General features: G+C 57.6%; 24 protein-coding genes. 12 read left to right on the top strand and 12 right to left on the bottom strand.

Annotated elements, in window-relative coordinates:
* The first annotated feature begins 67 nt into the window (after positions 1-67).
* From holA to NC979_RS01700, 6 genes are all read left to right on the top strand, one after another.
* Positions 68-1,054, top strand: coding sequence for a DNA polymerase III subunit delta (gene holA, locus NC979_RS01725; RefSeq protein WP_190523147.1), 987 nt, complete (start codon positions 68-70; stop codon positions 1,052-1,054).
* A gap of 166 nt (positions 1,055-1,220) precedes the next feature.
* Positions 1,221-1,748 (top strand): DUF4168 domain-containing protein, encoded by a 528-nt coding sequence (locus tag NC979_RS01720; protein WP_190523146.1) that lies wholly within the window; start codon positions 1,221-1,223, stop codon positions 1,746-1,748.
* Entirely contained in the window at positions 1,748-2,791 is a 1,044-nt protein-coding gene (gene obgE / locus NC979_RS01715) for a GTPase ObgE (RefSeq protein ID WP_190523144.1), read from the top strand. The genes NC979_RS01720 and obgE overlap by 1 nt, the downstream gene beginning before the upstream one ends.
* The gene (locus tag NC979_RS01710; protein WP_190523142.1) at positions 2,727-4,328 is read left to right on the top strand and encodes a GAF domain-containing sensor histidine kinase; all 1,602 of its coding nucleotides are present in this window, start codon (positions 2,727-2,729) and stop codon (positions 4,326-4,328) included. Before obgE ends, NC979_RS01710 begins: the two co-directional genes overlap by 65 nt.
* Before the next feature lie 223 nt (positions 4,329-4,551).
* Complete coding sequence (locus tag NC979_RS01705; protein ID WP_190523140.1) at positions 4,552-5,301, top strand: winged helix-turn-helix domain-containing protein; 750 nt, start codon at positions 4,552-4,554, stop codon at positions 5,299-5,301.
* Positions 5,302-5,385: 84 nt separating this feature from the next.
* Positions 5,386-5,946, top strand: a complete 561-nt coding sequence (locus NC979_RS01700; protein ID WP_190523138.1) for an FKBP-type peptidyl-prolyl cis-trans isomerase — start codon at positions 5,386-5,388, stop codon at positions 5,944-5,946.
* 30 nt (positions 5,947-5,976) lie between these two features.
* On the opposite strand, the gene NC979_RS01695 is transcribed toward NC979_RS01700, so the two are convergent.
* The 6 genes from NC979_RS01695 to hemF form a co-directional block, all read right to left on the bottom strand.
* Complete coding sequence (locus tag NC979_RS01695; protein WP_190523136.1) at positions 5,977-6,846, bottom strand: arylamine N-acetyltransferase family protein; 870 nt, start codon at positions 6,844-6,846, stop codon at positions 5,977-5,979.
* Between the two features lie 127 nt (positions 6,847-6,973).
* A complete protein-coding gene (locus NC979_RS01690) occupies positions 6,974-7,456 on the bottom strand; it encodes a peptidoglycan-binding domain-containing protein (protein ID WP_190523134.1) in 483 nt (160 codons plus the stop codon).
* A gap of 110 nt (positions 7,457-7,566) precedes the next feature.
* Entirely contained in the window at positions 7,567-9,111 is a 1,545-nt protein-coding gene (locus NC979_RS01685) for an ABC transporter ATP-binding protein (RefSeq protein WP_190523132.1), read from the bottom strand.
* A 94-nt stretch (positions 9,112-9,205) separates the two neighbouring features.
* Complete coding sequence (gene cobD, locus NC979_RS01680) at positions 9,206-10,321, bottom strand: threonine-phosphate decarboxylase CobD (RefSeq protein ID WP_199308996.1); 1,116 nt, start codon at positions 10,319-10,321, stop codon at positions 9,206-9,208.
* An 8-nt stretch (positions 10,322-10,329) separates the two neighbouring features.
* Positions 10,330-10,620, bottom strand: coding sequence for an HU family DNA-binding protein (locus NC979_RS01675; protein ID WP_073609394.1), 291 nt, complete (start codon positions 10,618-10,620; stop codon positions 10,330-10,332).
* 298 nt (positions 10,621-10,918) lie between these two features.
* Entirely contained in the window at positions 10,919-11,959 is a 1,041-nt protein-coding gene (gene hemF / locus NC979_RS01670) for an oxygen-dependent coproporphyrinogen oxidase (RefSeq protein WP_190523131.1), read from the bottom strand.
* A gap of 375 nt (positions 11,960-12,334) precedes the next feature.
* Between hemF and NC979_RS01665 the strand changes: the two genes are divergently transcribed.
* The 3 genes from NC979_RS01665 to rodA all read left to right on the top strand — a co-directional run bounded on the left by NC979_RS01665 (position 12,335) and on the right by rodA (position 15,517).
* Entirely contained in the window at positions 12,335-12,865 is a 531-nt protein-coding gene (locus tag NC979_RS01665; RefSeq protein ID WP_242024173.1) for an SRPBCC family protein, read from the top strand.
* 211 nt (positions 12,866-13,076) lie between these two features.
* On the top strand, positions 13,077-14,141 hold the full coding sequence (locus NC979_RS01660) for an Mrp/NBP35 family ATP-binding protein (protein WP_190523129.1): 1,065 nt from the start codon (positions 13,077-13,079) through the stop codon (positions 14,139-14,141).
* 116 nt (positions 14,142-14,257) lie between these two features.
* The gene (gene rodA, locus NC979_RS01655; protein WP_190523128.1) at positions 14,258-15,517 is read left to right on the top strand and encodes a rod shape-determining protein RodA; all 1,260 of its coding nucleotides are present in this window, start codon (positions 14,258-14,260) and stop codon (positions 15,515-15,517) included.
* Between the two features lie 155 nt (positions 15,518-15,672).
* Here the strand turns inward: rodA and NC979_RS01650 are convergent, their stop codons facing one another.
* The 4 genes from NC979_RS01650 to NC979_RS01635 form a co-directional block, all read right to left on the bottom strand.
* Entirely contained in the window at positions 15,673-16,551 is an 879-nt protein-coding gene (locus NC979_RS01650) for a hypothetical protein (protein WP_190523127.1), read from the bottom strand.
* Positions 16,552-16,607: 56 nt separating this feature from the next.
* On the bottom strand, positions 16,608-17,168 hold the full coding sequence (locus tag NC979_RS01645; RefSeq protein WP_190523126.1) for a hypothetical protein: 561 nt from the start codon (positions 17,166-17,168) through the stop codon (positions 16,608-16,610).
* Positions 17,168-18,250: a methyl-accepting chemotaxis protein gene (locus NC979_RS01640; RefSeq protein WP_190523124.1), complete on the bottom strand. Its 1,083-nt coding sequence runs from the start codon at positions 18,248-18,250 to the stop codon at positions 17,168-17,170. Before NC979_RS01640 ends, NC979_RS01645 begins: the two co-directional genes overlap by 1 nt.
* Before the next feature lie 459 nt (positions 18,251-18,709).
* Entirely contained in the window at positions 18,710-18,982 is a 273-nt protein-coding gene (locus tag NC979_RS01635; protein WP_190523122.1) for an acylphosphatase, read from the bottom strand.
* A gap of 339 nt (positions 18,983-19,321) precedes the next feature.
* Here NC979_RS01635 and alaS point away from each other — a divergent pair, with 339 nt between their 5' ends.
* The gene (gene alaS, locus NC979_RS01630) at positions 19,322-21,973 is read left to right on the top strand and encodes an alanine--tRNA ligase (protein WP_190523120.1); all 2,652 of its coding nucleotides are present in this window, start codon (positions 19,322-19,324) and stop codon (positions 21,971-21,973) included.
* Positions 21,974-22,011: 38 nt separating this feature from the next.
* On the top strand, positions 22,012-22,956 hold the full coding sequence (gene ppk2 / locus NC979_RS01625) for a polyphosphate kinase 2 (protein WP_190523118.1): 945 nt from the start codon (positions 22,012-22,014) through the stop codon (positions 22,954-22,956).
* A gap of 25 nt (positions 22,957-22,981) precedes the next feature.
* Here the strand turns inward: ppk2 and NC979_RS01620 are convergent, their stop codons facing one another.
* Together NC979_RS01620 and queG are read right to left on the bottom strand one after the other, a co-directional pair.
* A complete protein-coding gene (locus tag NC979_RS01620) occupies positions 22,982-23,863 on the bottom strand; it encodes a tetratricopeptide repeat protein (protein ID WP_313887172.1) in 882 nt (293 codons plus the stop codon).
* 46 nt (positions 23,864-23,909) lie between these two features.
* Positions 23,910-24,890 carry a tRNA epoxyqueuosine(34) reductase QueG gene (gene queG / locus NC979_RS01615; RefSeq protein WP_190523116.1) on the bottom strand — a complete coding sequence of 327 codons (981 nt, stop codon included), beginning with the start codon at positions 24,888-24,890 and terminating at the stop codon, positions 23,910-23,912.
* A gap of 259 nt (positions 24,891-25,149) precedes the next feature.
* Between queG and NC979_RS01610 the strand changes: the two genes are divergently transcribed.
* Positions 25,150-26,052 carry a cell division protein FtsX gene (locus NC979_RS01610; RefSeq protein WP_190523114.1) on the top strand — a complete coding sequence of 301 codons (903 nt, stop codon included), beginning with the start codon at positions 25,150-25,152 and terminating at the stop codon, positions 26,050-26,052.
* Positions 26,053-26,145 lie beyond the last annotated feature (93 nt).

Raw genomic sequence — 26,145 nt, 5'->3', positions numbered from 1 at the left:
CGTCCCCATCTCCCTTCACTTACTCATCTACTCCCCTCCCCATCCACTCATCCACTTCCCACCTCCCATGCCCGCCTACTACTTCTGGGGCGACGACGACTTTGCCCTCCAAAAGGCCGTCCAAACCCTACGCCAGCGCACCTTAAACGAGGCCTGGGCCAGCTTTAATTACGATGTGGTGCCAGCAGAGGCTGCCAACGGTCCAGCCCAGGCTCTCAACCAGGCCATGACGCCTCCCTTTGGCGAGGGCCAGCGGCTAGTGTGGCTAATGAATACCAGCTTGGGGCAACGCTGCCCAGACCCCGTTCTGGCCGAGTTTGAGCGCACCCTACCCCAGCTGCCCGACACCTCAGTACTGTTGCTTACCAGCACCGCTAAGCCCGATGGCCGGGCTAAGTTCACGAAATTCTTTAAAACCTGGGGTGAGGTGCGCGAGTTTGCCACCATTCCCCCCTGGAAAACTGATCAGATTCACCAGCAGGTCGCCGCCGTAGCCAAGGAACGGGGCATGAACCTGGAGTCTGGCACCCTCGATCTGCTAACGGAAGCGGTGGGCAACGACACCCGCCAGCTCCACTTAGAGTTGGAAAAGTTAGCCCTTTACTGGGGGGCAAACCCACAGCCTATTCCCCCTGCCGTGGCCGCAGAGCTGGTGACGGTATCGACCCAGACCAGCCTCAAGCTAGCCCAGGTCCTCAAGCAGGGCGATACCCCCACCGCCCTGGGGTTGGTCAACGACCTGCTCGATCGCAACGAGCCCGCCCTGCGCATTGTGGCCACTCTAGTCAGCCAGTTTCGGCTGTGGCTGTGGCTTAAAGCCCTAGTTGGGGTAGCCAGCGACGCCGAGGTGGCGGCGGCAGCAGAGATCGCTAATCCCAAGCGAATTTACTTCTTAAAACAAGAGGTGCGATCGCTGAGTCTCACCCAATTGCAACGGAGTTTGCCTTTGCTACTAGAATTAGAGTCTGATCTAAAGCAGGGCAGGGATGAACGCGCTACTCTACACACAAAAGTGATAGAAATTTGTCAGTTGTTTAGGCCCGGTAGTACCTAGCCTCACCGCTGGAACTCACAGGGGTGCTGTCCCGTCTGGGCTGTGAGATTCGAGCGATCGCGCCGAGGGTGGCGTTTACCCAAAAAGAGTTTTGCTTTGAGAGCCTTCTTTTTTGTTGGAGCACAGGGCCATTCTGGTTGATACCAGCACAGGAGATATAAACATAATGATTCACTTATTGACTTACCCTTTATCTGCTCACCGTCGCACCCTGGTCTTGGCCACTGCGATCGCCAGCTTGACCGTGCTAGCCGGTGGCGCGGGCGTTTCTATTCCCACAGCCACGGGCAACGTCACCTTGGGAGCCGCTGCCCAAGCCCAAAACAGTTCGGTCTCCTCTGAGGAAGTAACGGCCTACGCCGCCTCAATTCTTGAGATGGAGGCCCCGCGCAACGAGGCCTTAAGCCAAATCAAGACCCTGCTAACCGGCACCAGTCATGACATTAGCAGCATTGATATGTCCTGCACTGGCACCGCCAACCTCAACCAGCTGCCCCGCAACCTGCGTGGCGACATCCGCACGATCATCGTCAACTACTGCAACCGAGCCAGCGAAATTGTGCAGTCCCATGGGTTGCCAGGACGACTGTTCAACCGGATCACGGCCACCTATCCCCAAGATCAGGCTTTGGCTGAGCAAATTCGAGCAGCAATGATCCAGCTTCAGCAACAATCTGTCAACGGCGCTGAATAATGCAGTTTATCGACCAAGCTGAAGTTGAGGTCGTTGCCGGCGACGGCGGTGATGGCGCTGTTGCCTTTCGGCGTGAAAAGTACGTTCCCGCTGGCGGGCCAGCGGGGGGCAACGGTGGCCCCGGTGGTTCAATCTATCTGCGGGCTACCCAGCAGCTCCAAACCCTGCTTGATTTTCGCTACGCCCACCGATTTAAGGCCGACAACGGTCAGCGGGGCGGCACCAAAAACATGACTGGTGCCGCCGGAGTCGATCTATACCTCGATGTTCCCTGCGGCACCGCCATCTACGATGTCGCCACCGATCAGTTGATGGGCGATTTAGTCGAACCTGGCCAGTTGCTCTGTGTGGCCCAGGGGGGCAAGGGAGGACTGGGAAACCGCCATTTTCTCAGCAACCGTAACCGCGCCCCAGAGCACGCCCTGCCTGGGCTGCCTGGCGAAGAGCGGCGGTTGCGCCTAGAGCTTAAGCTGCTGGCCGAGGTCGGCATTGTCGGCCTGCCCAATGCGGGCAAGTCAACCCTAATTTCAGCCCTGTCAGCGGCACGGCCCAAAATTGCCGACTACCCGTTTACGACTCTAATTCCCAATTTGGGGGTGGTGCGCCGTCCTTCGGGCGACGGCACCGTGTTCGCCGACATTCCTGGCCTAATTGAAGGGGCACACCAGGGGTTAGGGCTAGGCCACGAGTTTTTGCGCCACATTGAGCGCACTCGACTGCTGCTGCACGTGGTCGATGCCACTGCCGAGCAACCAGTGGAGAACTTCCAAACCATCCAGCAGGAGTTGGCAGCTTACGGACGCGACTTAAGCGATCGCCCCCAGGTTTTGGCCCTTAACAAAGTCGATGCCCTCACCCCTGAAGCCCTAGCCGAGCTTATCCACCAGTTCGAAACGCTGGTGCCGGGGCCAGTGTATGGCATTTCAGCCGTGGCCGGTACGGGCTTAGGCCCCATGCTTCAGCAGATTTGGGATCTGCTTGACCAGGCCAAAGCAGCAGCGGCAGCGGCAGAAGCGACGGTCTTTGCCATACCCCAAGACTGAGCGCGATCGCAACCTCAGCACCAGCGCCTATACCCAGAACCCACAGACGGTACGTAAAGATACCGTCTGCCCCTATCTACCGTTACTTCAGCCATCCCCGTCGGGCATGCTAAGCCTGTGTTTCATCAGGGATTGGGCTTTGGCCATGAGCGTTTCTGTGTTTCCAGTGGTGCCCGAGGGTAAAGCGGCGAACGAAGCGGCAATTCCCCCGCAAATCTGGCCCTGTTGTTCCCTCCAAGGTCTGTCCTGGGCTGAGCGTCAGCAGCGGCGCAGCCAGGCGATCGCTACCCTTGAGCTCAGCTCACCTAGCAGCGTCCCCGCCTGGGAAGAGGCCGTCCAAATGGCGGCTCGCTTCCTCGGCGTCCCCATCGCCGTGGTTACCTTGGCCGACAACCAGACCGAGTACGTGCGAGCGGCCCACGGATTGTCATCCCTGGGGGTAGGCAACCCCCTATCGCAGCAGCGCCAGCTTCCTCTCTTGGAGGGGTTTGGGGTCTACATTCTCGACAGCGAGCAGCCCCTGCTGGTGACCGACACGCTTGAGAATCCAGTCTTGGCCCAAAACAATTTAGTCGTGGCCTATGGCATTAGAGCCTATGGCGGAGTGCCGCTTATGACTGGTCAGGGCACCTGCATTGGCACCCTGGCCGTAATGGATGTGCAGCCGAGAGTGTTCACCGCCCAAGAGCTAGGGTTTCTGGCCATGGCGGCTCGTTGGGGCATGAGCGAGTACGAATGCCATCGGGCCACCTGCCTAATTCCCACCCCTCAAGCTCCCTTAGAGTCTCTAGTAGATCAAGTGCGCCTTAACCTAATTAGTCAGCTCACCCAGGATCTGCGTAGCCCCCTGACCACGGTGCTTGGCATGACCACCATGCTCAGCCGGGAGATCTACGGCCCCCTCACCCCCAAACAGCGCGAATACACCGACATTGTGCATCGCAGCAGCCAGATTTTGATGGCTCTAGTAGAAGAACTTATCGACCTCAACCCCCTGGAGACCGAACGCTTTGGCCTGGTGGCTACCGCTGTCGATATTGAAGCCATAGGTCAGCAGGTGCTAGCCACCCTGACTCCCCTGGCCGAAGCCAGCGCCCAGACCCTCTACCTCTCTGTAGAACCCGGCGAAAACCACTGGATCTTAGACCAGCGCGTGGTCAAGCAAATCCTATATCACCTGGTCTTCAGCATCATGCAAGTGGCCGGGGAAAACGGTGCTCTACGCATCCATGCCTGTCGGCGGGGCAAAACCTTGGCTCTGGCCCTGTGGCTGTCTAACCCTTGGCTAGGGGAAGGGCTACCCCAGGAGGTAGTGACCGTACTGCAGGCTTCTCCAGTACCTCGTCAACCCCCTCGCTCTCTGCTCGGTATCTTGCTGGGCCAGCACCTGGTGCAGCGTCACGGCGGACAGCTGCTCATCCAAGGAAGTGGGGATAGCGACTGTCGGCTGATGGTGCTGCTGCCGGGGTTAGAGACCACCAAAGCGCAGTCAGAGCTAGGTTACCCGGCCGCGGCCGAGAGCGCTTGTCAACGGTAGGTAGGGGCGAGTTTACGTAAGCTTAACCAGAACCCGATGTTTCCTTAAGCTAAGTCCGACACGATAGCGGAGTGGTGCAGACGCCGAGCCGCCAACTGGGCGGCGGGCAAACGCCACGGTTGACGAGCACTCCCTGGGTTACAAGCTAGTCTCTACGGGAAGCGATCGACCGTGGTGCGCAGTCTGCCTGCGTCTGTTCACGCTCCGTTAGGCTGGCTGTGCTGTGCAAAAAATTTCTCCCGGTCGATCGTCGTTGTCGACAGTGCAAGAGCGTATTTTAATCATTGACGACGAAGACCTAATTCGCGAAACCGTAGCTCTGGCGCTGACGGAGCAGGGCTATCAAGTGGTCACTGCCGAGTCAGGCCATCGCGCCCTGGAGCTGATGTTTCCAGCGGCTGGGGATAATTTTGCCGGCTTGGACATTGATTTAGCCATTGTTGACCTCATGCTGCCCGGCGTTAACGGGCTCGACATCTGTCGGATGATGCGCCACCACAATCTGGACATGCCGATTCTGATTTTGAGCGCTAAGGGAACTGAGATGGATCGGGTAGTGGGTTTGGAGGTGGGCGCCGACGACTACTTGCCCAAGCCCTTTGGCATGCGCGAACTGATTGCTCGCTGTCGTGCCCTACTGCGGCGATACCAGTGGTCAGCGACGCAGCCCGATAAAGCCATTCTGACCTACCGCGACATCGTGCTCCACGCCACAGAGTTTAGGGTGCTGGTGGCGGGGCAAGAGGTGAATCTATCGCCTAAGGAGTTTCGCATTCTGGAACTGTTTATGCAGAGCCCTAACCGGGTTTGGTCGCGGGAAGAGCTGATTCAGACGGTGTGGGGAGCCGATTTTGTGGGCGATCGCAAAACCGTAGACGTGCACATTCGCTGGCTGCGCGAAAAGATTGAGCACGACCCAGCCCACCCGCAGTACGTGACGACGCTGCGAGGATTTGGGTATCGGTTTGGGTAAGGGAGCAAGGAGGTAGATGGTTTCCCTTAGGGCCGCTAGAGGCGATATGATCGGTAAAACTCAAGCTGCAATGGGAGATACGCCGTGCGAGAAATTTTGATTAGCCTGGGAGTTTTGGCAGCCTGCTGCGTAGTGCTGCTGGTAGCTCAATTTACCAGCCCCCAACCCGAGGCCATGGCCGCAAGTTTAGACAATCTCCAGGTTGCCGAAGAGGTCATAGCTGCGCCCGTTGCTCAACTTGCCCAGGCTGCTGCTGACCTAGTTCCCGCCGATGAGGATGCCTCGACCATGATGCCCGAAGAGAATTTGGTGACCACCGACTCTGGCCTACAGTACGTTGACGTTGTTGAAGGTACAGGGGCCATGCCTCAGCCGGGGCAGCGGGTTACGGTGCACTACACCGGCACCCTTGAAAACGGAACTAAATTTGACAGTTCCCGCGATCGCGGTCGCCCCTTCACCTTTCAAATTGGGGTGGGCCAGGTGATCAAAGGCTGGGATGAAGGAGTTGGCACCATGCGGGTAGGTGGTCAGCGTAAGCTGGTAATTCCCTCGGAACTGGGTTATGGCAGCCGTGGCGCTGGGGGTGTGATTCCCCCCAACGCCACCCTGCTCTTTGATGTGGAACTGCTGCGTATCGGTTAACCTTCCAGCACAAATTCCCCTAAGCAAGCCCTAGGATGCCGCGAAGCGTTCTAGGGCTTGCTGTAGATCTAGGGTCTCGGGCACCCGCAGCCCAAACTGATCGCTCAACACGTCGTGCAATTCGGTGGCGGTGGTCAACAGACGCTGCTCAGAGCGGCCGTCGAGATAGCGCGTGGTCAACTGGTTGTTGAGCAGGGCATAGCGGCAGCCATCCCCAGGTCGAGCCGCAATCAGCGCATTGACAAACAGCGATTGAGGATAGGTGGATACGTACCAATTGCTCACTTCGTAGTCGCAGCGCTGCTGCGCTTGCAAGTCAAAGCAGTACAGCCGTTTCCACTCCTGGTTGAGCTGTGCTTCTAAGCAGTAGGTCTGTCCAGCTACCGTCAGGCGGTAGGGTTCATGGGAGGTAGATTGCGGCCGATCTGGCACTAGCATCAGCGGTTTTGTCATCGTTAAACCGCCAAAACCTACGTCGACAATGTACGAAGTTTCATCAATATCTACTTTCAGCAGCATGTGGCTGCGGGGCGTGATGATGTCCTCTGGCAGATTCCACCGCACGCGGGCGGCCAAGTTTGTAACTTGAAAGCCTAGAGCCACAAGCACCGATCGCAGCAGCAGATTTTGCTCAAAACAGTAGCCGCCTCGCTGGTCATGGATGAGTTTCTGCTGCAGGGCATCCAGGTCGAGGGACACGGGCTGGTGGAAAAATGAGCTGAGATTCTCAAAGGCAATGGTGCTGGTATGGCCTTGGTGAATGGTTTTAAGGGTATCTAAGGTAGGCGCAAGCGTTCCATTCTGGAAGGCTTGGCCCAAAGCACCACAGTCAATGCGATCAAAATAAGCCTTTAGATCGAGAGTCGCCGACTCTGCGTTGTTGAGGGAATCTTGTGCCATAGCTGTCGCTCCCAAACTAGCTCAAAAATCCTGTTGCCCCGACAACCCACGACTTGGCAGTGTCAGCGTCAGGCGATCGCCTAGTGGCTCCGAAAAAGCATCAGGTCAACGGATGACTGGGCTAACCTCAGCGGCTAGAGTCTTTAGACCGCTGGAAGTCTCGCAGAGCGCGCTGGGTTTTAGGCCCCGCCACCCCATCTACCGGGCCAGGGTCATAGCCGCGCTTGGCCAGCTGCTGCTGCACCTGGCGAGCGCCCTCGGCCAGACTTTCATCTAGCTCTTCAAGCAGCTCTAGGGCTTTATCGCCGGGGTTAGCCGTCTGGGTGAGGTCGAGCAGTTCGCGCAGCCGCGCCTTGAGATTTTCGTTCACCGAGGCGTAGACCCGCGTGGCGCTGCCCAGACCAATAGCGTGGTCGATGAAGTGGTCGGCTTCATTGATCCAAAAGTCGAGGCGGCCATCGTCTTCAGCTAGGGCAAGCAGCTCATCAAGGCGCTGGCCTTCAGCATCGCTAAGGCTGGGGCGAACCGCCAATCGACAGTATTCTTGCACCAGAGCCAAACACTCGGCGTCGGCAATGCCCGGAATTTGCTGCGTTAACGATTCACCCATAGTCTGACTCGCCTGTGTTGGTACGGTATCAACAAAGCATGCAACAAAGCTAGATATGTAGTTTACCCGCTGCTAGACCGGCTCCACGAGGGGGAAAACCCCCAAAGGCATTAGTGACCAGCCATTTTGTGGCCAATGTCGGCAACGTTGGCCTGCTCAACAGGGCTCTCGTAGACAAACTGCCCTTCGCTAATCACCAGAATGCGATCGCCTAAGGCCAGCAGTTCGTCGAGATCCTCGCTCACCAGCAGCACCGCTACCCCACGGTTGCAGGCCTCTACCAGGGCGTTGTGGATCTGGTCTACAGCCTGAAAGTCGAGGCCGACGCAGGGGTTGGCGGCAATCAGCAGATTGACGTCGGGGGACGACAGCTCCCGCGCCAGCACCGCCCGCTGCACGTTCCCCCCCGACAGATTTTGAATCGGGGTATCGGGGGAGGGGGTCTTGACAGAGAATGCCGCAATTAATCCCTCAGCCGCCTTGCGGATAGCCCCGAGCATTAGCCACAGGCGAGCGCGGGCTTGGGGAGGGCGATCGAAGGTGCGCAGGGCCATGTTTTCGGCTACGGACATACCGGGCACGCAGGCGTTGCGCAGGGGCTCCTCGGGCAGAGTGCAGACGCCGTGGCTAAACATTTCGCTCCGGGTGGCGCGGTAGGGGTCACCGTTGACCTCGATGTGGCCATGGGTGGGCGATCGCTGCCCTGCCAGCACCTCCACCAGCTCCCGCTGGCCGTTGCCCGAAACCCCGGCAATGCCGACAATTTCGCCGCTGTGCACCGTCAGGTCGAGGGGGCCAAAGGCGGATAGGCCATTGTCTTTGAGCGCCCCCAAGCCATGCACCATCAGCACAGGATGGCGCTCTGCGATTGGAGCTTTATCGACCGACTTGGTAGCCCGCTCGGTTCCCAGCATCATCCGGGCCATATCGGCCACGGTCAGGTCAGCCACAGCCCCGTGGCCCGCCAAATGGCCTTTGCGCAACACCGTTACCTCATCGGTAAAGGCCAGCACTTCGCGGAACTTGTGGGTGATCAGCAGCACGCTGAGGTGGCCCGATTGCACCTCCTGGCGCAGCAGCCCCAGCACCTCGTCGGCCTCGTCAGGGGTGAGCACCGAGGTGGGCTCGTCCAGAATGAGAATGCGGCTTTGCAAGTAGAGCTGCTTGAGAATTTCGAGCTTTTGCTTTTGCCCCGCCGCTAGCTGGCCTACGGGCGTGTCAAGGTCGACCTGGAAAGGCGATCGCTCCATGAAGGTGCGCAGGGCAGCGTACTCACGATTCCAGTTGATTACTTGGGTGCGATCGTAGCGGCTGAGCACCAGGTTTTCGGCCACGGTCATGGCGGGCACCGAGGTAAAGTGCTGATACACCATGCCAATGCCGCAGCTGTGGGCATCCTTAGGACTTTTGATCGGGTAAACCTGATCGTTGACCAGAATTTGTCCGGCGGTAGGTGAGTAAAAGCCCATAATGCACTTCACCAGGGTGCTTTTACCGGCCCCGTTTTCCCCCAGTAGCCCGTGAAAGGTGCCGGGTTTGAGGGTGAGGGTGACGTCGTTGAGGGCTACTAGGCTACCAAACCGCTTGGTCATGTTCACCACCTTGAGTTCGGGGGGTGAACTAAGGTGCAGCAGAGGCGGAGCAACGGTGGTCATAGGTAGCTCAAGAATCTCGACGGGAATCGCTACAGGGCAACTATCCAGGACTCCCAGGCTAATTGGCCCAGGCCCGATGCCAAAATTGAGGGCATCATACAGCCACAGCCTGGCCCAGGGCTGTTAGCAAGCGCTCATTTTCATCAGCGGTGCGCACCGCCACCCGAAAGTAGTCTGCCCCCAGCTCAGGGAAACTCAAACAGTCGCGAATCAGCACGTGATGGCTGCGCAGAAGTTTTTCTTGCAGTATCGGGGCAGGAATCGTGGTTCTAACCAATAGGAAGTTGGCCGCTCCTGACAAAGGCCGCAGCTTAGGAATAGCCTGCAATTCTTTGAACAGTGCGGTACGAACGGGGGGCAACCAATCCCAAGTGCGGGTTTGAAAGGACTTATCCTGCACCGCTGCGATCGCCGCCGCCGCCGCCAGGGCATTCACCGGCCAGGGGTCGCGCCAGCGCTGCCAGCGGCGCAGGCGGTCGGGGTGGCCCAGGGCGTAGCCAATGCGCAGACCCGGCAGGGTATAAAACTTGGTCAGCGATCGCAGCACCACCAGATTCGGGTAGCGATCAAGTTCACCGACCAACGACTGCTGCTGCTGTGGCGGCACAAAATCCATAAAGGCTTCATCCACAATCACGGTGCCAGCGCGATCGAGCAGAGGCTTGAGGCTATCTATGCTAAATAAACGGCTAGTGGGGTTGTGGGGATTGTTGATTAAGATGCCGGCTACCTCGGCATCGGGCCAGGAGATAGCATTTTGAGAGGTACCGTCCTCCGCAATCTCTTCTAGAGAAAGCGGCCAGGGCTGAATAGGAACCCGAAAGGCGGCTAAGGCACGTCCATAGTCGCCAAAGGCCGGAGTCAACAAGTAGCAGCCCACAGGGGCAGGCCCCTCAGCCAGATCTCGAGCGGCCCAGGTGAGCAGTTCAGCCGCACCGTTACCCGGCAGCACCCAGTCGACAGGCACCTGGTGGTAGTTGGCCAGGGCGCGGCGTAGGTCAACATAGTCAGGGTCGGGATAGTGGCGCAGCTGCCCCAGGGCCTCGGCCATAGCTAGAACTACCGACTCGGGCGGCCCTAGGGGGTTGATGCTGGCCGAAAAATCTATAAGAGAATCGGGGGAACAGTTGGCGATCGCAGCCGCCCAGACCAGGTTTCCCCCGTGAACGGGTCGAATTGAAGCTGTGGGAGCAGACGGGATGAAAGTCAAGGGGGTGGTTACTTGGCCACTTTTTCTTTGAACAGTTTGCCAGCGGAAAATGCAGGTACCTTAGTTGCCGGAATGACCATGGTGTCGCCGGTTTTGGGGTTGCGCCCTTCCCGCTCTTTGCGTTCGCGGCGCTCAAAGGAGCCAAACCCTACCAGGGTGACTTTTTCGCCTGTAGCAACAGCTTCCATAATGGCGTCAATGGTGGCCGTAATCACCGAGTCAACGTCTTTTTTGGTCATAGACTTATCGCCGGCAGAGGCTTTCTCAGCCACCTTATCAACGAGTTCAGCTTTGTTCATAACTGTCTCCTATGGGCAAAGAACACTGGGATAGCAGCCGCAATTTGACGATAGACCCAGAGCACGTACAACGGCCCCGGTAGCCAAAACGGCTGAAACCCCTGTCAATTCAGAATTTCACTGCCCCATTCTAAGGGCATCCCTAGAAAAGTGGATCGCCAAAACCTTTAATTTATGTGGATTCCGGGGTTTTTTAAGAAATCTAAACAACTAAAAGCCCTAGACCACTGCTGCTAAGCGGTCTAGGGCAATGTTCCAAGCCCTTGCCTATTAAGGGATACAGAGGTTTGATGTCAGTCTAGCTAGCAGGGCTACCCGACCAGTTAACCCAATCCTGGGGCTTAAGAAATACGTCGTATAGCCGAGCTTCAGGGCTCTCAGGCTCGGGGGTATAGCCGTATTCCCAGCGCACCAGCGGGGGCAGCGACATCAGAATCGACTCGGTGCGCCCATTGGTTTGCAGACCAAAGATCGTGCCCCGGTCATACACCAGGTTGAACTCGACGTATCGGCCCCGGCGGTAGAGCTGAAACTGCCGCTGGTGCTCGCTGTACTCCGTAGTATGGCGACGCTCCACAATGGGTACGTAGGCCGGCAGGAAGGCATTACCGCAGTCGCGGGCAAAGGTAAACAGGTCGTCCCAGCTGCGGGGGGGAAGCTCGCCAATGCCCTGGCTGGTTTGGTCGGCGGCTTTGTCCGCATCGGGACCTCGGTAGAGCATCCCCTGACCATCCTGGTAGTCAAAGAAGATGCCGCCCACGCCCCGGGTCTCGCCGCGGTGCTTGAGGTAGAAGTACTCGTCGCACCAGGGTTTGAAGACCTTGTAGTAATTGGGATTGTGGCGATCGCAGGTATCCTTCAGCGTTTGGTGAAAGTGCACCACGTCTTCGTCGAAGGGGTAGTAGGGGGTGAGGTCGATGCCGCCGCCGAACCACCACACTGGGCCGGCCTCAAAGTAGCGATAGTTGAGGTGCACCGTCGGAATGAGCGGGTTGCGGGGGTGCAGCACCATGGAGGTGCCAGTGGCATAGAAACGGTGGCCTGCCGCCTCGGGGCGCTGCACCAAAATCGACGGCGGCAGGTGGTCGCCCCACACTTCAGAAAAGTTAACGCCACCCTGCTCAAAGATATTGCCCTGCTTGATCACGCGCGATCGCCCGCCGCCGCCCTCGGGCCGCTCCCAGGCGTCTTGCTGAAATTGGGCACCGCCATCGAGGGCCTCTAGCTTTTGACAAATGCTGTCTTGCAGCTGCTTCAGCATGGCGCTGACGCGATCGCGAGAATCCGTTGGAGGTGCGGTATTGGCAGCAGCGGGCTTAGATACAGGGGTGGTGGTCATGGGCGTGGAGAAAACAATATGTTATGTCGGCACCGGGTCGAATATGTCACACTGTGGAATGGCCTAAACAGGGTTTGCGGATCCAATTTTTCCCGCCGCCTGTATTTGCCCGATGGCCGTCTAGGCAGTTTGGCCTTAGGCAACACCATGTCACGGTACCCAGTTTTCACACGCTACCGTGAAACCCGACCCAACACCAACCTCATCCGCCAGGTTGAGAAAAATGTTTAGAAACGCAACGTTCTGTAACGACAATTCGGCCTAGCCCAGCTTTGTTTGCCCCCGTAACGCCCGCCATGATCGTCTTGCCAGCCCCCTCAATTTGTTATAGCCTTCAGGCTCAAGCCTGGCGGCCCAGCGATGGAGGGCATCGCTATGTTTAGCGTCGGGCGTTTTCCCCGCCCGTTTTTGACCCTCTTGCACCTGATTCACCGCTGGGTGCAGGTGCAGCAGCAGCTTGAAAAGTCTTATCTAATCGTGAGCACCGCCTCGGTCGAAACCCTCTGGCAGACGATCATGAACCTGGCTGATGTCTCCTGGCATCCGTTGTTGACCAGCACCAACGCGCCCCAGGGGCTAAAACCTAAGCCGGGGCTAATCTACCGAGCATTCACCAGAATTTATCCCATTCCCGTCAAGATTTTTGTAGAACGGGTGCAGCCCCATGAGTTGATGAGCGTACGGGTACTTCCCATTCCTGGTCTGGAAGAGCGGGTCACCTACCACCTCAAATCCACCGTGCGGGGCACTCAAATTTCTTATTCAGTCACCCTACGGGGGTGGCTGTCGCCCCTGGCCTGGTCGCTGCTGCGCCCCTACGCCGCCAAGGTGGCCTCGGCCTTGGCCGAAGCCGCTGAGCACCCCAATCTGCTCAACGGCCCCAACTCTCGCTTTCAAGTTTGGTAGCACCGCTTGCCCTAAGCACTTGTGCTCAAGGGGCGACCGGGCAGCTTAAGATAGGGGATGGTTTGCTCAATCTCGTGACGTGCGAGAGGAGCAGCGTTGGGCAATGCCCACTCTACCGATCGTCAACAATTGTTTACAAGGGTTGGTGATTCAAAGCCGTCTACTGTCGATGTCGTCCATTCTTTAACTTGCTGGCCACTCCCTCAACTCCATGAGCCCAACCCTCTCCGAAGCTTCTGTTTTAGACGTGCTGCGCCCGGTGCAAGACCCGGAGCTGCAAAAAAGCCTGGTAGATCTCAATATGATCCGCAATGTGGCGATTGCAGACGGCACTGTCAGCTTCACCCTGGTGCTGACTACCCCCGCCTGCCCCCTGCGCGAGTTCATCGTTGAAGACTGTCAGAAAGCCGTGCGATCGCTGCCGGGGGTGGAAACAGTCAAGGTAGACGTCACCGCCGAGACGCCCCAGCAAAAGGCCCTGCCCGATCGCACCGGCATTGGCGGCGTCAAAAATATCATTGCGGTTTCTAGCGGCAAGGGCGGCGTGGGCAAGAGTACCGTAGCTGTGAACTTGGCCGTTTCCCTGGCGCAAATGGGCTCAAAGGTCGGCCTGATCGACGCCGATATCTATGGCCCCAACGCGCCGATCATGATGGGTCTGACCGAGGCTCAGGTGGTGGTCAAGCAGGGAGAAGTGCTAGAGCCCGCCTTCAACCACGGCGTCAAAATGGTGTCGATGGGCTTCTTAATCGATCGCGACCAGCCGGTGATCTGGCGCGGCCCCATGCTCAACGGCATTATTCGCCAGTTTCTCTACCAGGTGGAGTGGGGCGAGTTGGACTATTTAATTGTGGATTTGCCCCCCGGCACGGGCGACGCCCAGCTCACCCTGGCCCAGGCAGTGCCCATGGCCGGAGCGGTGATCGTCTCTACCCCTCAGTCGGTGGCTATTTCTGACGCTCGTCGAGGGCTGAAGATGTTCCAGCAGCTCCAGGTGCCGGTGCTGGGCATTGTCGAAAACATGAGCGTGTTTATTCCCCCCGACGCGCCCGACAAGCGCTACGACATCTTTGGCTCTGGCGGCGGCGAGCTGCTGTCTAAAGAGCTAGACCTGCCGGTGCTGGGCTGCATTCCGCTGGAGATGGCGGTGCGCGAGGGCGGCGACCAGGGCATACCCATTGTGGTGCAGCACCCTGAGTCCGAGAGCGCTAAGGCGCTGCGAGCTATGGCCCAGCAGGTGGCGGCTCGGGTGTCTGTGGCGGCGTTGGCGTCTTAGGTTGGGGTTTAGGGTGCAAGGTATAGGGTTTAAGGTCGTCCCTTGAACCCTACGCCTTGCACCTTCTGCCGCTTGTTCTTGGCATAATCAATTGGGCGAACTGGTAGGCAACGGCAATGTTTTTAACCGATGCGCAAAAGCAGTGGCGATCGCTGGCGGTAGGCTGGCAGGGCATCGATTGGGTGCTGGTGGCGCTGCCCGTGGCGCTCACGGCTTTTGGGGCGGTTGTCATTCATAGCATTCAGCGCAACACAGTTGACGGCAACTATGGCTTAAACCATGGCGTGCTGGGCCTGATCGGCTTGAGCATTGCCCTGTGGGTGTCCCGCAGTCGCTACGAGCACCTGCTCAACTGGCAGTGGATTATCTACGGCATCGTCAATCTGCTGCTGGTGGCGGTGATGTTTATCGGCACCGTGGGCGGCGGTGCCCAGAGCTGGATTGCCCTGGGCGGCTTCTACGTGCAGCCTTCAGAGTTTGCCAAGCTGAGCATCATTATTACCCTGGCGGCAATGCTCAGCCGCCGCGACGCCTCCACGCTTTGGGGAGTTGGCAGTGCGATCGCCGTCATTGTGCTGCCGTGGGTACTTGTCTTCGTTCAACCTGACCTAGGGACTTCGCTGGTGTTTGGGGCGATTACCCTAGGCATGCTCTACTGGGCCAACTGCAACCCCGGCTGGTTGGTGCTATTTGTGTCGCCCTTAGTGGCGGCGATTATGTTTCACCTGGTGCTACCTGGCTGGCTGGTGTGGAGTTTGGCTATGGGGCTGACTGCTTGGTTTACGCTGCCCTGGCGCTGGTTTAGCACCGTGGTCGCCACGGCGGTGAACCTGATTGCAGGCAAACTGGGCGACGTGCTGTGGGGCCTGTTGCAGGACTACCAGAAAGATCGTCTGGTGTTATTTCTCGACCCGCACAAAGATCCGCTGGGGGGTGGCTACCACCTGATTCAGTCGCGCATTGCCATTGGGGCGGGTAAGCTCTGGGGCCAGGGTTTGGGCAACGGCACCCAAACTCAGCTCAACTTTATTCCTGAGCAGCACACCGACTTTATCTTTTCGGCGGTGGGCGAAGAGTGGGGTTTTGTGGGGTCGATGGTGGTAATTCTCACCTACTGGCTAGTTTGCTATCGCTTAGTGATTATTGCCCAAAATGCCAAGGATGACTTTGGTTCACTCCTGGCGATTGGGGTGTTATCAATGATTGTGTTCCAGGTGGTGGTCAATATTGGCATGACCATTGGTCTGGCACCGATTACCGGCATTCCGCTGCCCTGGCTGAGCTACGGGCGATCGGCGCTGCTGACAAACTTTATTGCCCTAGGCATGGTTGAGTCAGTGGCAAACTTTCGCCATCGCCTGAAGTTTACAGATTAGGGCGAGCGCCTAAATTCTCCACCTTCACCCTTGCCAGACGAACCCTATCAGCGCTGAACCTAGCGACCGAGGGACCGCTCAGTCCTGTAAGAAGCGGCAGATTGTGGAACCGTCTCTATGGGGCTCTCAAGCATGAGTTGGTCTAGCTGGTTTACCTACAGTCCTTTTTGGCCACCGTTCCCGTTTCCGATTGAAACTGAGTTGCTCTCAACCTGCTTAAGGTGATTTTGCAGGGTAGTAATGGAGCGGTGGTTGCTCTCTACGAACTTAGGCACCAGTCTCAATTGAGTGACTACTTTCTCCAAATAGGAAACACGCCCTTCAAGAGCCGTTGTTTGTTGGATGGTAGGTTGAATTACCTGAAAGATTTTATGCAGATTGGCGCGGTGCTGCTCCTCGGTTGTTTCAGCAGCGGTTTCGACAGTGTTTAAGCGAACGCTAAACTCAGCAATTTGCTGGGTCGAGGTTTGTGCCCACTGCTGAAGGTGGGATTCGTTTTCCAAAGAGATCGCTAAGGTCTCCGAGATCGTGCCCAGGTCAACCTGTTGCAATATCTTTTCTACTTGGCTGAGGCGGCCATCAAGTTTGACCACCGCCTGATTGAGAAGTTGAATAGAGTCTTGCCAATCTGGAGTGCCTTGCCGAGCAGATTCAAGCTCCTGAAGGCGGCTTTCAAGCAGGGCAATTGACTGGGTGCGATCGCAAGCTTCCTCAATCAAAACGCTAAACTTTGCCAGCAGCTGGTCTACCACACTCGCTTGGTTGGTCTCTTCCAGTGGTGGAGCCTCGGCACTGGCCACCTGCTCCTCAGCTGGGTCGGCCGGCGGGGGAGGCTCTGGTTTTGGCGAGGTTGCTTGCGTTTCGAAGGTGCGATTTGCCAGGCTGATCAACCATTTCGCCACCGCCATAATGGTTTCCTCAACCACCACCTGAGCCATCGACTCCGGTGGTGGGCTTGGGGAAACCGGCGAGGCTGCCGTCGGCTGACAGATTGGCACTTTTTTTCTGATCAACAGTCGAGATAGCCAGCTCATAATCGACGTCCTGCCGTGCCGATAGGGTTCATTGGGGTGCCCTTTGTTGCTCGAAGTTAGGCATTGGGTTTGTTGCCAGTAACAGGAACTAGCTTATAGAGCGTTGCTTGCTCTGTATCCAGTGCTGGGTTGGCAGACGCAGTGGTTTCCTCCACTACGCTCTTAACGGTGTTCACCGTACTGCCAACCGTCTCCTGAACCTCATCAGCGGTGTTTTGCACAGTATGAACGGTACTTTTTACAGTTCCGCTAATACCCTCAGCCGTTTCTCGCACCGCTTCGTTGATCTCCTTGGCGGTCGTATTGACCCCAACCGCAACGCTTTGGACCGCATCGCCCACGCCTTTAACAGTTTCGTCAATTCCAGCAGTCGTTTTTCTGACGGTATTGCCAACTCCCCGCACAGAGGTGTTGATGCGATCGACAATGCCTCTGTTGGTCAAGGCGCCGGCAATACCTCCTAGGGTGGCCCCTATCAAAGCCCCAATGGCCACCTTAGTAAACGCCTGACTGTTAGGACCGACGTTTCGCTCAGAGGAATAAGACTCATCCTCGACCGTTGGGGAAATCTGATTCCTATTCCTAGTGGTGACGGTTTCGTCGTTAGGTGTAGACATTATTTTCTCCTTGGCTTCTCATTGGGGCGGGTAGCCTCAAACCCTAGAGAGGCAGAGGGCTGGGGAGAAATCGTAATTTCTTCTTGAACAAATTTGTTGGCTGAGGTGGAATCGTCTACACCGCTTTGAATTTCAGCCTCTGATTTCCAGTCGTCAAGATTGACAGTCTCTGCATCAATGACATCTAATACATCACTCATTTCTGAAGCAGGTTCATCAACCGCTAAAATATCAGCCATCTCTGAGGTGGAACCCATGACGGCTTGATTACCCACTAAAACGGGTTGTTCAACTGTTGAATCGTCAGACGCCGAGCGTTGAGTGCCCTCAGCAATGTCCTTAACAGTTTGGTTAATCTGCTCGGTCGTAGGTTGAACGGCTTCAGCCGCAGTGGTCTTTGCTTGTTGAGCCCCTTCAGTGATGCCCTCAGCAGTGTCCTTCACAGTGTGGTTGAGCTGCTCAGTCGTAGAGTGAACAGCTTCAGCCGCGGTGGTCTTTACTTGTTGAGCCGCTTCAGTGATGCCCGCTGTTGCGCCTTTAACCGTTTGGTTCACCTTCTCCGTCGTGGTATGGACTACGTCGGCAGTGGTCGATTTCACCTGTTGGGTGCCTGTCGTGATGCTCTGGGCAGCGTCTTGGGCCGAGCCCACTACGGCATAGGTCGCACCCTCACCCACGCTCCTGGCGGCATCACCGACTCCTTGGGCGGCCTGACTCAGGCCCTGACCAATGGTTTTAAAGGCGCGGCTTACCCCTTGGGCACTGTGGTCAAAGCCCTTAGAGGTTTTGCGATTGGCCAAAGCAGCAGCCAGTGTGCCTAGGGTTCCGCCTACTAGGCCACCAACCAATAACCGGGTCAGCGTTGGGTTAGACTGACTCTCCTGGGTTGGTTGGGGTGGGCTCTGCTCTGGTTTCACTTCGGTTTTGACTTCGGTGTCGATCGCGGGCTTAGCCTCTACCTCATAGACGTTGGTTGGGGGCACTTCACCGTGAACCTTGACGGTGGGTGAAAAACTTGTCGCAGGGCTGACGGACTCAGCATCAGTCTGATTTTGGATTATGACTTGTCGATCGCTATTCATAAAGACTCCTGATTTTATTGATGATTTTTGAGTGATGCTTTTGATTGATGATGGTGTCAGTAATTGTTATGAATTCGAAACAAAACTAACTTTTTCCCACCTCAAGAGCGAAACGATACAAAGGTCTAAGTAAGGGGTTTCTAACTGCTCTTTGCTACCGTTTGAATTCACTGTCACCCTACCAAGATGGATAGCGACCTTGATGAAACTATGGAGGTAGATAAAAAAATCTTCAGGGGTAAATCGCGCGGGTGGAGAGGCGGCGATCGCTTTGACGCAGGTTTAGAGAGCGACCCGTAGCTGACAGACCGTCAACTACTGCCATCAGCTACACAGTTTCAGGTGATGCTCAACATTGTTATAACTATTGGCCTGGCTTACATTACAGGCATTCCGCTGCTGTGGCTGGAGCTACGGGCGATCGGCGCTGCTTTTGATTCATTACATTAGACACAGCGGCTAGCGCTCAATGGTGAACCCATCGAAATGAGCTGATCCTGTATAAGGTTCAATCTCTACCCCGGTAACTCGGGCACCCACTGGTCCTTGATGTGCCCAGTGCAATAGGGCCTTTAGCTGGTCGCTAGTACCCATTGCCACAATTTCAACGGTGCCATCTGGCTGGTTGCGTACAAAGCCCTTAACCTTCAGCTCTTGGGCTGTCTGGCAGGTGTGATAGCGAAACCCAACGCCCTGCACAGTCCCATGAATCACCGCTCGAATTTGTTCCATAGTCCCTGGTCTGTAGGTTGATCACGCCAAGATTTTCGCATAGGGCGTTTGCTCTAACCCTGTACCCCTCACGCCCTGCCGATCGCAACCGCTGTCTCGAAATGCGCCCTCAGCCCACTCGACTGAGGCCCACCGATACCGAGATTGATGCGATCGCGCCCTTCTGCACAAATATCTGACCCAGTTAGCTTCGCAATCTGCAATCATCGGTCAAAATAGAAGTTTGGGATATTTATAAGCTCCCAGGGCCGTGCATCGCGTTGCGGATGCACCCTACGGTTGCTTCCCTGACTCGCCTACCCATCCACCCCCTTACCCATCCACCCCTTCCCCCGTTCCATGGCAAAGTCCCCCACCTCTTCCACTACGATGACCGGCGCAGAGATTCGCCAGACGTTTCTGGAGTTTTATGCGGCGCGGGGGCACGCCATTAAACCGAGCGCATCCCTGGTGCCCGAAGACCCCACGGTGCTGCTCACCATTGCCGGCATGCTGCCCTTCAAGCCGATCTTCCTCGGTCAGCGCCCGGCGGATGTCGATCGCGCCACCACCTCACAAAAGTGCATTCGCACCAACGACATTGAGAACGTGGGCCGCACGGCGCGCCATCACACCTTCTTTGAGATGCTGGGCAACTTTAGCTTTGGCGACTACTTCAAGGAGCAGGCGATCGCCTGGGCTTGGGAACTATCTACAGAAGTTTTCAAACTGCCTGCCGAGCGCCTGATAGTGAGCGTCTTTCGCGAAGACGACGACGCCTTTGCCATCTGGCGTAACCAGATCGGCATCCCCGCCCACCGCATCCAGCGCATGGATGAGGCCGACAACTTCTGGACCTCTGGCCCCACCGGTCCCTGCGGTCCCTGCTCGGAAATTTACTACGACTTCCACCCCGAGCTGGGCGACGACCACATCGACCTGGAGGACGACTCGCGCTTCATCGAGTTCTACAACCTGGTGTTTATGCAGTACAACCGGGATGCCGAGGGCAACCTGACGCCGCTGCAAAACCAAAACATTGACACCGGCCTGGGCCTAGAGCGCATGGCCCAGATTTTGCAACAGGTGCCCAACAACTACGAAACCGACCTGATCTTGCCAATCATCGACGCGGCGGCGGGGCTGGCCGGTTTGGACTACGGAAAATCTGACGAGAAAACCAAGGTCTCCCTCAAGGTAATCGGCGACCACGTGCGGGCTGTCGTCCACATGATCGCCGACGGCATTACCGCCTCTAATGTGGGTCGAGGCTACATTCTGCGACGGCTGATTCGTCGGGTGGTGCGCCACGGACGGCTGATTGGCATTGAGGGCGCGTTCATTAGCAAGGTGGCCGAGGCGGCGATCGTCCTAGCAGAAACGCCCTTCCCCAACACCCGGCAGCGCGACGTCCAGATCAAAGCCGAACTCGACCGCGAAGAATCCCGCTTTCTCGAAACCCTGGAGCGGGGCGAAAAGCTGCTGACCGACATTCTCAAGCGCGAGAGCCAGTCGCAGACCCAGCAAATTTCGGGCACCGATGCCTTTGTGCTCTACGACACCTACGGCTTCCCCCTAGAGCTGACTCAAGAAATTGCCGAAGAGCAGGGCCTGACGGTAGACGCCGCCGGGTTCGAAACGGCAATGGAAGAGCAGCGCCAGCGCTCGAAGGATGCCCACGAAACCATTGACCTGACGGTGCAGGGCAGCCTCGACAGCCTAGCTGAACACATTCACTCAACGGAGTTTTTGGGCTACAAAGACACCACCAGCGCCAGCAAAGTAGAAGCACTACTGGTCGGCGGGAAGTCGGTGGATCGCATTGAGGCGGGGCAGGAAGGGCAGGTGGTGCTGAACCAGACGCCGTTCTACGCGGAGTCGGGCGGTCAGGTGGGCGATCGCGGCTACCTGTCGGGCGATGACCTGCTGATTCGCGTCCACGACGTCAAAAAAGACGGCGACTTCTTCGTTCACTTTGGCCGAGTCGAGCGGGGTGCGCTGGCCGTGGGCGATCAGGTCACGGCCCAAATCGATCGCGCCTGCCGTCGTCGTGCCCAGGCCAACCACACCGCTACCCACCTGCTACAAGCGGCGCTGAAAAAGCTGGTCGACCCCGATATTTCCCAGGCCGGTTCCCTGGTCGCCTTCGATCGCCTGCGGTTTGACTTCAACTGCCCCCGCGCCCTGACGGCTGACGAGATGCAGCAGGTCGAAGAACAGGTGAATAGCTGGATCGCCGAAGGCCACCAGGGTGAGATCACCGTGATGGCGCTGGAAGAGGCCAAGGCCAAGGGCGCGATCGCCATGTTTGGCGAAAAGTACAGCGCTGAGGTGCGGGTGATCGACTTCCCAGGCGTGTCGATGGAGCTGTGCGGCGGCACCCACGTCAGCAACACCGCTGAAATTGGCCTGTTCAAAATTATCTCTGAGACCGGGGTGGCCTCTGGCACCCGCCGCATTGAGGCCGTCGCTGGCCCCGCTGTGCTGGAGTATCTGAACGTGCGCGATGCCGTGGTGCGGGATCTGAGCGATCGCTTTAAAGCCAAGCCCGAGGAGCTGAGCGATCGCGTCACCACCCTGCAAACCGACCTCAAGACCGCCCAAAAAGAGCTAGAGGCACTGAAGTCTGAACTGGCGGTGCTGAAGTCTGACCAGCTGCTCGATAGTGCCGAAGCCGTGGGCTCTCTCAAAGTCATCGTGGCTGAGCTTGAAGGGGTCAGCGCCGAAGCCCTCAAAACCGCCGCCGAGCGCCTGCTGCAAAAGCTGGGAGCTGGGGCTGTGGTGCTGGGCTCCGTGCCCGAACCCGAGAAAGTTAGCCTGGTTGCCGCTTTCAGCTCAGAAGTGATTGAGCAAAAGCTCCAAGCGGGCAAGTTCATCGGCGGCATCGCCAAGCTCACTGGCGGCGGCGGTGGCGGGCGGCCCAATCTGGCCCAAGCGGGCGGGCGCGATGCCAGCAAGCTGCCGGAGGCGTTGGCAAGTGCTAAGGCACAGCTGCTAGAGACGTTGGTCTAACGTTAAGCTCATAGCGACAGTCTATTAGGGCAACACCCATGGGCGATCGCAAAGCCTCAGCCGACCTCGGAACCACCGAGGACTCTAACTCCTCCAAAAAGACGAAAAAAGCCAAAAAGAAGGCCAAGCAGCAGCGCAAAAAAGATCGTGCCAAAGGCTTGGAGCCACCTGTCTTTCACTTCATCTCTGAGTCGGAAGGCAGCTCGAAGCTAACCAGCAAATTCTATGAGAAAGAGCTGGCTCACCTTCAAGTGGAGCTGGTGAAAATGCAGTACTGGGTCAAGCACACCGGCACCCGCATCGTCATTTTGTTTGAGGGGCGCGATGCGGCGGGCAAGGGTGGCACCATTAAGCGTCTCACCGAGCCGCTCAACCCACGCGGCTGCCGGGTGGTGGCCCTGGGAACACCGAGCGATCGCGAAAAAACCGAGTGGTACTTTCAGCGCTACGTGGCTCACCTGCCCGCCGCCGGCGAAATTGTCTGCTTTGACCGCAGCTGGTACAACCGGGCCGGGGTTGAGCATGTGATGGGCTTCTGCACCGCCGCCCAGTACGACGAGTTTCTGCACACCTGCCCTGAGTTCGAGCGCATGCTAGTGCGATCGGGCATCATTCTGCTGAAGTATTGGTTTTCGGTCAGCGATGACGAGCAAGAGCGGCGATTTCAGTCGCGCATTACTGACCCGGCCCGCCGCTGGAAGCTTAGCCCAATGGATCTGGAGTCGCGCGATCGCTGGGTCGAGTATTCCCAGGCCAAAGACGCCATGTTTGCCCACACTAACATTCCCGAAGCGCCCTGGTTTACGGTCGAAGCGGACGACAAAAAGCGGGCTCGGCTTAACTGCATTAGCCACATTCTCAGCAAGATCGACTACGTCGATATGACCCCCGAGCCCCCCAAGCTAACCCCACGCCGCAGCGCGCCGGATGACTACGAGCGCCCCCCGATCAACGAGCAGTTTTTTGTGCCCCAGCGCTACTGATCGGTCGGCAACCTGCCATCAGTAGCTACAGTTCGGCAATCAGGGCTTTGATGTCAGGCACCTCAAAGAACGCGCTGGTAGAGGTTAGCAAGCGATCGCCCCAGAGGTTGGTCTTCAAAAATTCGATGTCGGCGTAGCGGCTGTCTTGCTCCAGGGCTTCGGTGCCCAGGCGTAGCGCCTCTTGGCAGGCGGCGCTGCTAGCTCTAAGGACTGCTACCCCGCAGTTTTCCTGGGCGTGCAGGGCCGCTGCGATCGCCAGCTTGGGCTCGGGCTCATTGCCCGCTAGCTCCAGGCTGGAGCGCCAGTACTCCACGGCCCGTTGCGCCTCGCCCTGCTCGTAGAGCACCAGACCAATGTTGTTCACTGAGGGCCAAAAGTCGGGTTCTGCCGCCACCGACTGCTCAAACTGGGCGATCGCCTGGGGATACTGACCCAGCTTAAAGTAAGTGTTGCCCAGGTCAAACAGAGCGCTGGGGTTGTTGGGCTCAATCTGCAAACCCTGCTCTAGATAGCTGGAGGCCAACTGAGGGTTGTCTTGCTGCAGGTAGGCCGAGCCTAGGGCAAACAGCACCCGGGCGTTCTCGGGCAGTAGAGTGCGGGCCTCTTCTAGCAGCGGTAGCGCCTTATCGACCTCGCTGTTTTGCAGATAGAGACCGCCCAGCAGGGCCAAGACCTGACCATCGTTGGGAGCCAGTTGCGCCGCCAGCTGTGCCAGGGCGAGCGCTCGCCCAAACTGCTGAAACTCTGCCAGCTGCTGGGCCTCGTTAGCGAGAAACTGCCCCTGCTCAGTCATCAGGTCGTAGTCGAGGGGCAGCACATAGGGGGTCAAAGCCTGGGAGTGGGCCGGCAGGGTAGCGCCAAGCAATCCACAAAGGGTGAGCAGGGGCAGGAGAGAGCGTTTTAGCACGGCGTTCGCAGGTTAGACAGCAGAATTATATAAGAGTGTACTTTGGTTACGGGTCAGCGTTAGGGTCACTCGACCACTTCTGAGCGGTTTGGGCATTGCGTCGCCACATGGCCGGTTTAATGCGCCGCAGGGCCGAAGCCCGAAATCGGCTGTCCCAATCCGCTTCTGATAGATTAGCTAAGTCATCTAAATTTGGGGCCAGGTTCTCGGGCCGAGGCTGAAATTCGTCGACAGTGGTGGGCTGGGCAAAGCGCTGGTTCCAGGGGCAGACATCTTGGCAAATGTCGCAGCCCGCCACCCAGTTTTGCAGGTGAGGTGCGATCGCCTCCGGCAGCGCTTCGTCCCGATTCTCAATGGTGTGGTAAGCAATGCAGCGGTTGGCGTCAACCACATAGGGCTGGGTAATCGCTCCGGTGGGGCAGGCCTCTAAGCATCGGGTGCAGGTGCCGCAGTGGGCAGTGTGGGGCTGGTCTGGAGCCAGGGGTAGGGTCGTCACCAGCTCCCCCAAAAACACCCAAGAACCGTACTGGCGGGTGATCAGGTTACCGTTTTTGGCCACCCAACCCAGGCCCGCCTGCTGCGTCCAAGCCTTGTCTTGCACCGGGCCAGTGTCGGCGTAGTAGCGCACCTGAACCGTCCCCTCCCCAGCGGTCGTCAGCCAGTCGGCCAGAGCTTTGAGGCGCTTGTGCAGCACCCGGTGATAATCGCGACCCCAGGCGTAGCGCGAGATTTTGCCGTGGCTCGGATTTTGGGAATGGCGATGGGGAGTGTAGTAGTTGAGGGCTAAGCAAATCAGCGATCGCGCCCCCGGCAGTACCTGACGAATGTCCTGCCGTCGGGGGTTTGCCATCCAGTCCATATCGGCTTGGTGGCCCTGGTTGAGCCAGGTTTGCAGGTGACCCACGGCGGCGGTTTCAGCGGGGCTCGGCTCAGGGCCCACCGCCACAATGCCCACCAGGTGAAACCCCAGGGCTAGAGCCTGGTCAATCACCGCCTGGCGATCGGGCAAACCAGCCGCTTCAGCCATTTACAGGTCTATCCTCAAAATCCTAGATCTCTTCTAATATTAGCTACTGCCTAGTCCTACTCAGGGCGGCCTGAAGCTCGGTTCAGAGTAGCCGACCCAAGCCACCTCAGTTGCGAATCACGAATGCCCCTTGACAAGGTTAGGAACAGAGCATAGTTTGTACCATGCTGTAGTTAGCGTTGGCATCGGGTGCTGCCCCCCATATCTGTTATTGTCGGTTCAATTACCGTCAGCCCAACTCACCCAGGCAAGGGCACTTATGTTTAAGCTTTTTACCAAGTTCGACTACCTGCTGCGCGAAACCTTTTTAGGGCTGCGACGCGGCGGCTGGATGAACTGGGCGGCCATCAGCACCATCACCGTGCTGCTATTCTTATTTGGCATTAGCCTGCAATCGACCTGGCAGCTAGAGCGACTGCTCAACCAGTTTGGTAGCCAGCTGGAGGTATCGGCTTATTTGGAAAGCGGCTTTCAGGCCAGCGATTTACAGCCGGTAGTCGAGGGCTTTCCCAACGTAGTGGCGGTGACCCCGGTGACTAAGGAAGCGGCTTGGGCGTCTCTGGTGGCCGATCTGGGCCTGTCTGACATTGCCGGAGCCACCGATCAGCTCAAGGGCAACCCCTTAGTCGACGAGCTCAAGGTCAAAGCGAAGGATTCTGAGTCGGTGCCAGCGATCGCCAGTCAGCTCCAAAGCCTCGACGGCATCGATGAGGTACGCTACGTCGACGAAGCTGTCACCCGCCTGGCCCAGCTCAACGACGGCCTCAAGTGGACCAGCCTATTTGTCATCACCATTCTCACCCTCACCGCCACCGCCGTCATCACCACCACCATTCGCCTGATTGTGCTGGCCCGCAAGCGCGAGATCGAGGTCATGCAGCTAGTCGGGGCCACCCGCATTTGGATCTACCTCCCTTTCATTTTGCAGGGGGCGACCTTTGGCCTGGCTGGGGCCACCGTCGCCTGGGGATTGTTGTTTGCCATTCAGCGTTTTTTAACCGAGCTAGCCACCCAGCAGGCCGACTTTATTCAGTTTGTGGTGCAGGGGCTGAGACTAACGCCCCAACAGCTGATTTTGCTGCCTGCGGCACTACTGGGACTAGGTACCCTAGTGGGGTTAATTGGCAGCTTGCTGGCAGTTCGCAAGTTTTCGCTGCGCTAGCTATTTCCCTATAACCCTCTACAATGCCGTCCTCAAATAAAGTGTTAGAGTCTGCCCAAATTGGCCATAATAGCTACGGAGCAATGGGCGGTC

Origin of the sequence: Leptolyngbya subtilissima AS-A7, assembly GCF_039962255.1 — a bacterium.
Lineage (GTDB): Bacteria > Cyanobacteriota > Cyanobacteriia > Phormidesmidales > Phormidesmidaceae > Nodosilinea.
Note: the sequence above shows the minus strand (reverse complement) of the source record. Positions and strands in the feature narration are given on the sequence as shown.

Bases quoted from the DNA above. Each gene is read 5' to 3' on its own strand.
- holA (WP_190523147.1), top strand. From the start codon at position 68: ATGCCCGCCTACTACTTCTGGGGCGACGACGACTTTGCCCTCCAAAAG.
- NC979_RS01720 (WP_190523146.1), top strand. From the start codon at position 1,221: ATGATTCACTTATTGACTTACCCTTTATCTGCTCACCGTCGCACCCTG.
- obgE (WP_190523144.1), top strand. From the start codon at position 1,748: ATGCAGTTTATCGACCAAGCTGAAGTTGAGGTCGTTGCCGGCGACGGC.
- NC979_RS01695 (WP_190523136.1), bottom strand. From the start codon at position 6,846: ATGGCACAAGATTCCCTCAACAACGCAGAGTCGGCGACTCTCGATCTA.
- NC979_RS01690 (WP_190523134.1), bottom strand. From the start codon at position 7,456: ATGGGTGAATCGTTAACGCAGCAAATTCCGGGCATTGCCGACGCCGAG.
- NC979_RS01685 (WP_190523132.1), bottom strand. From the start codon at position 9,111: ATGACCACCGTTGCTCCGCCTCTGCTGCACCTTAGTTCACCCCCCGAA.
- NC979_RS01675 (WP_073609394.1), bottom strand. From the start codon at position 10,620: ATGAACAAAGCTGAACTCGTTGATAAGGTGGCTGAGAAAGCCTCTGCC.
- hemF (WP_190523131.1), bottom strand. From the start codon at position 11,959: ATGACCACCACCCCTGTATCTAAGCCCGCTGCTGCCAATACCGCACCT.
- NC979_RS01665 (WP_242024173.1), top strand. From the start codon at position 12,335: ATGTTTAGCGTCGGGCGTTTTCCCCGCCCGTTTTTGACCCTCTTGCAC.
- NC979_RS01660 (WP_190523129.1), top strand. From the start codon at position 13,077: ATGAGCCCAACCCTCTCCGAAGCTTCTGTTTTAGACGTGCTGCGCCCG.
- rodA (WP_190523128.1), top strand. From the start codon at position 14,258: ATGTTTTTAACCGATGCGCAAAAGCAGTGGCGATCGCTGGCGGTAGGC.
- NC979_RS01650 (WP_190523127.1), bottom strand. From the start codon at position 16,551: ATGAGCTGGCTATCTCGACTGTTGATCAGAAAAAAAGTGCCAATCTGT.
- NC979_RS01645 (WP_190523126.1), bottom strand. From the start codon at position 17,168: ATGTCTACACCTAACGACGAAACCGTCACCACTAGGAATAGGAATCAG.
- NC979_RS01640 (WP_190523124.1), bottom strand. From the start codon at position 18,250: ATGAATAGCGATCGACAAGTCATAATCCAAAATCAGACTGATGCTGAG.
- NC979_RS01635 (WP_190523122.1), bottom strand. From the start codon at position 18,982: ATGGAACAAATTCGAGCGGTGATTCATGGGACTGTGCAGGGCGTTGGG.
- alaS (WP_190523120.1), top strand. From the start codon at position 19,322: ATGGCAAAGTCCCCCACCTCTTCCACTACGATGACCGGCGCAGAGATT.
- ppk2 (WP_190523118.1), top strand. From the start codon at position 22,012: ATGGGCGATCGCAAAGCCTCAGCCGACCTCGGAACCACCGAGGACTCT.
- queG (WP_190523116.1), bottom strand. From the start codon at position 24,890: ATGGCTGAAGCGGCTGGTTTGCCCGATCGCCAGGCGGTGATTGACCAG.
- NC979_RS01610 (WP_190523114.1), top strand. From the start codon at position 25,150: ATGTTTAAGCTTTTTACCAAGTTCGACTACCTGCTGCGCGAAACCTTT.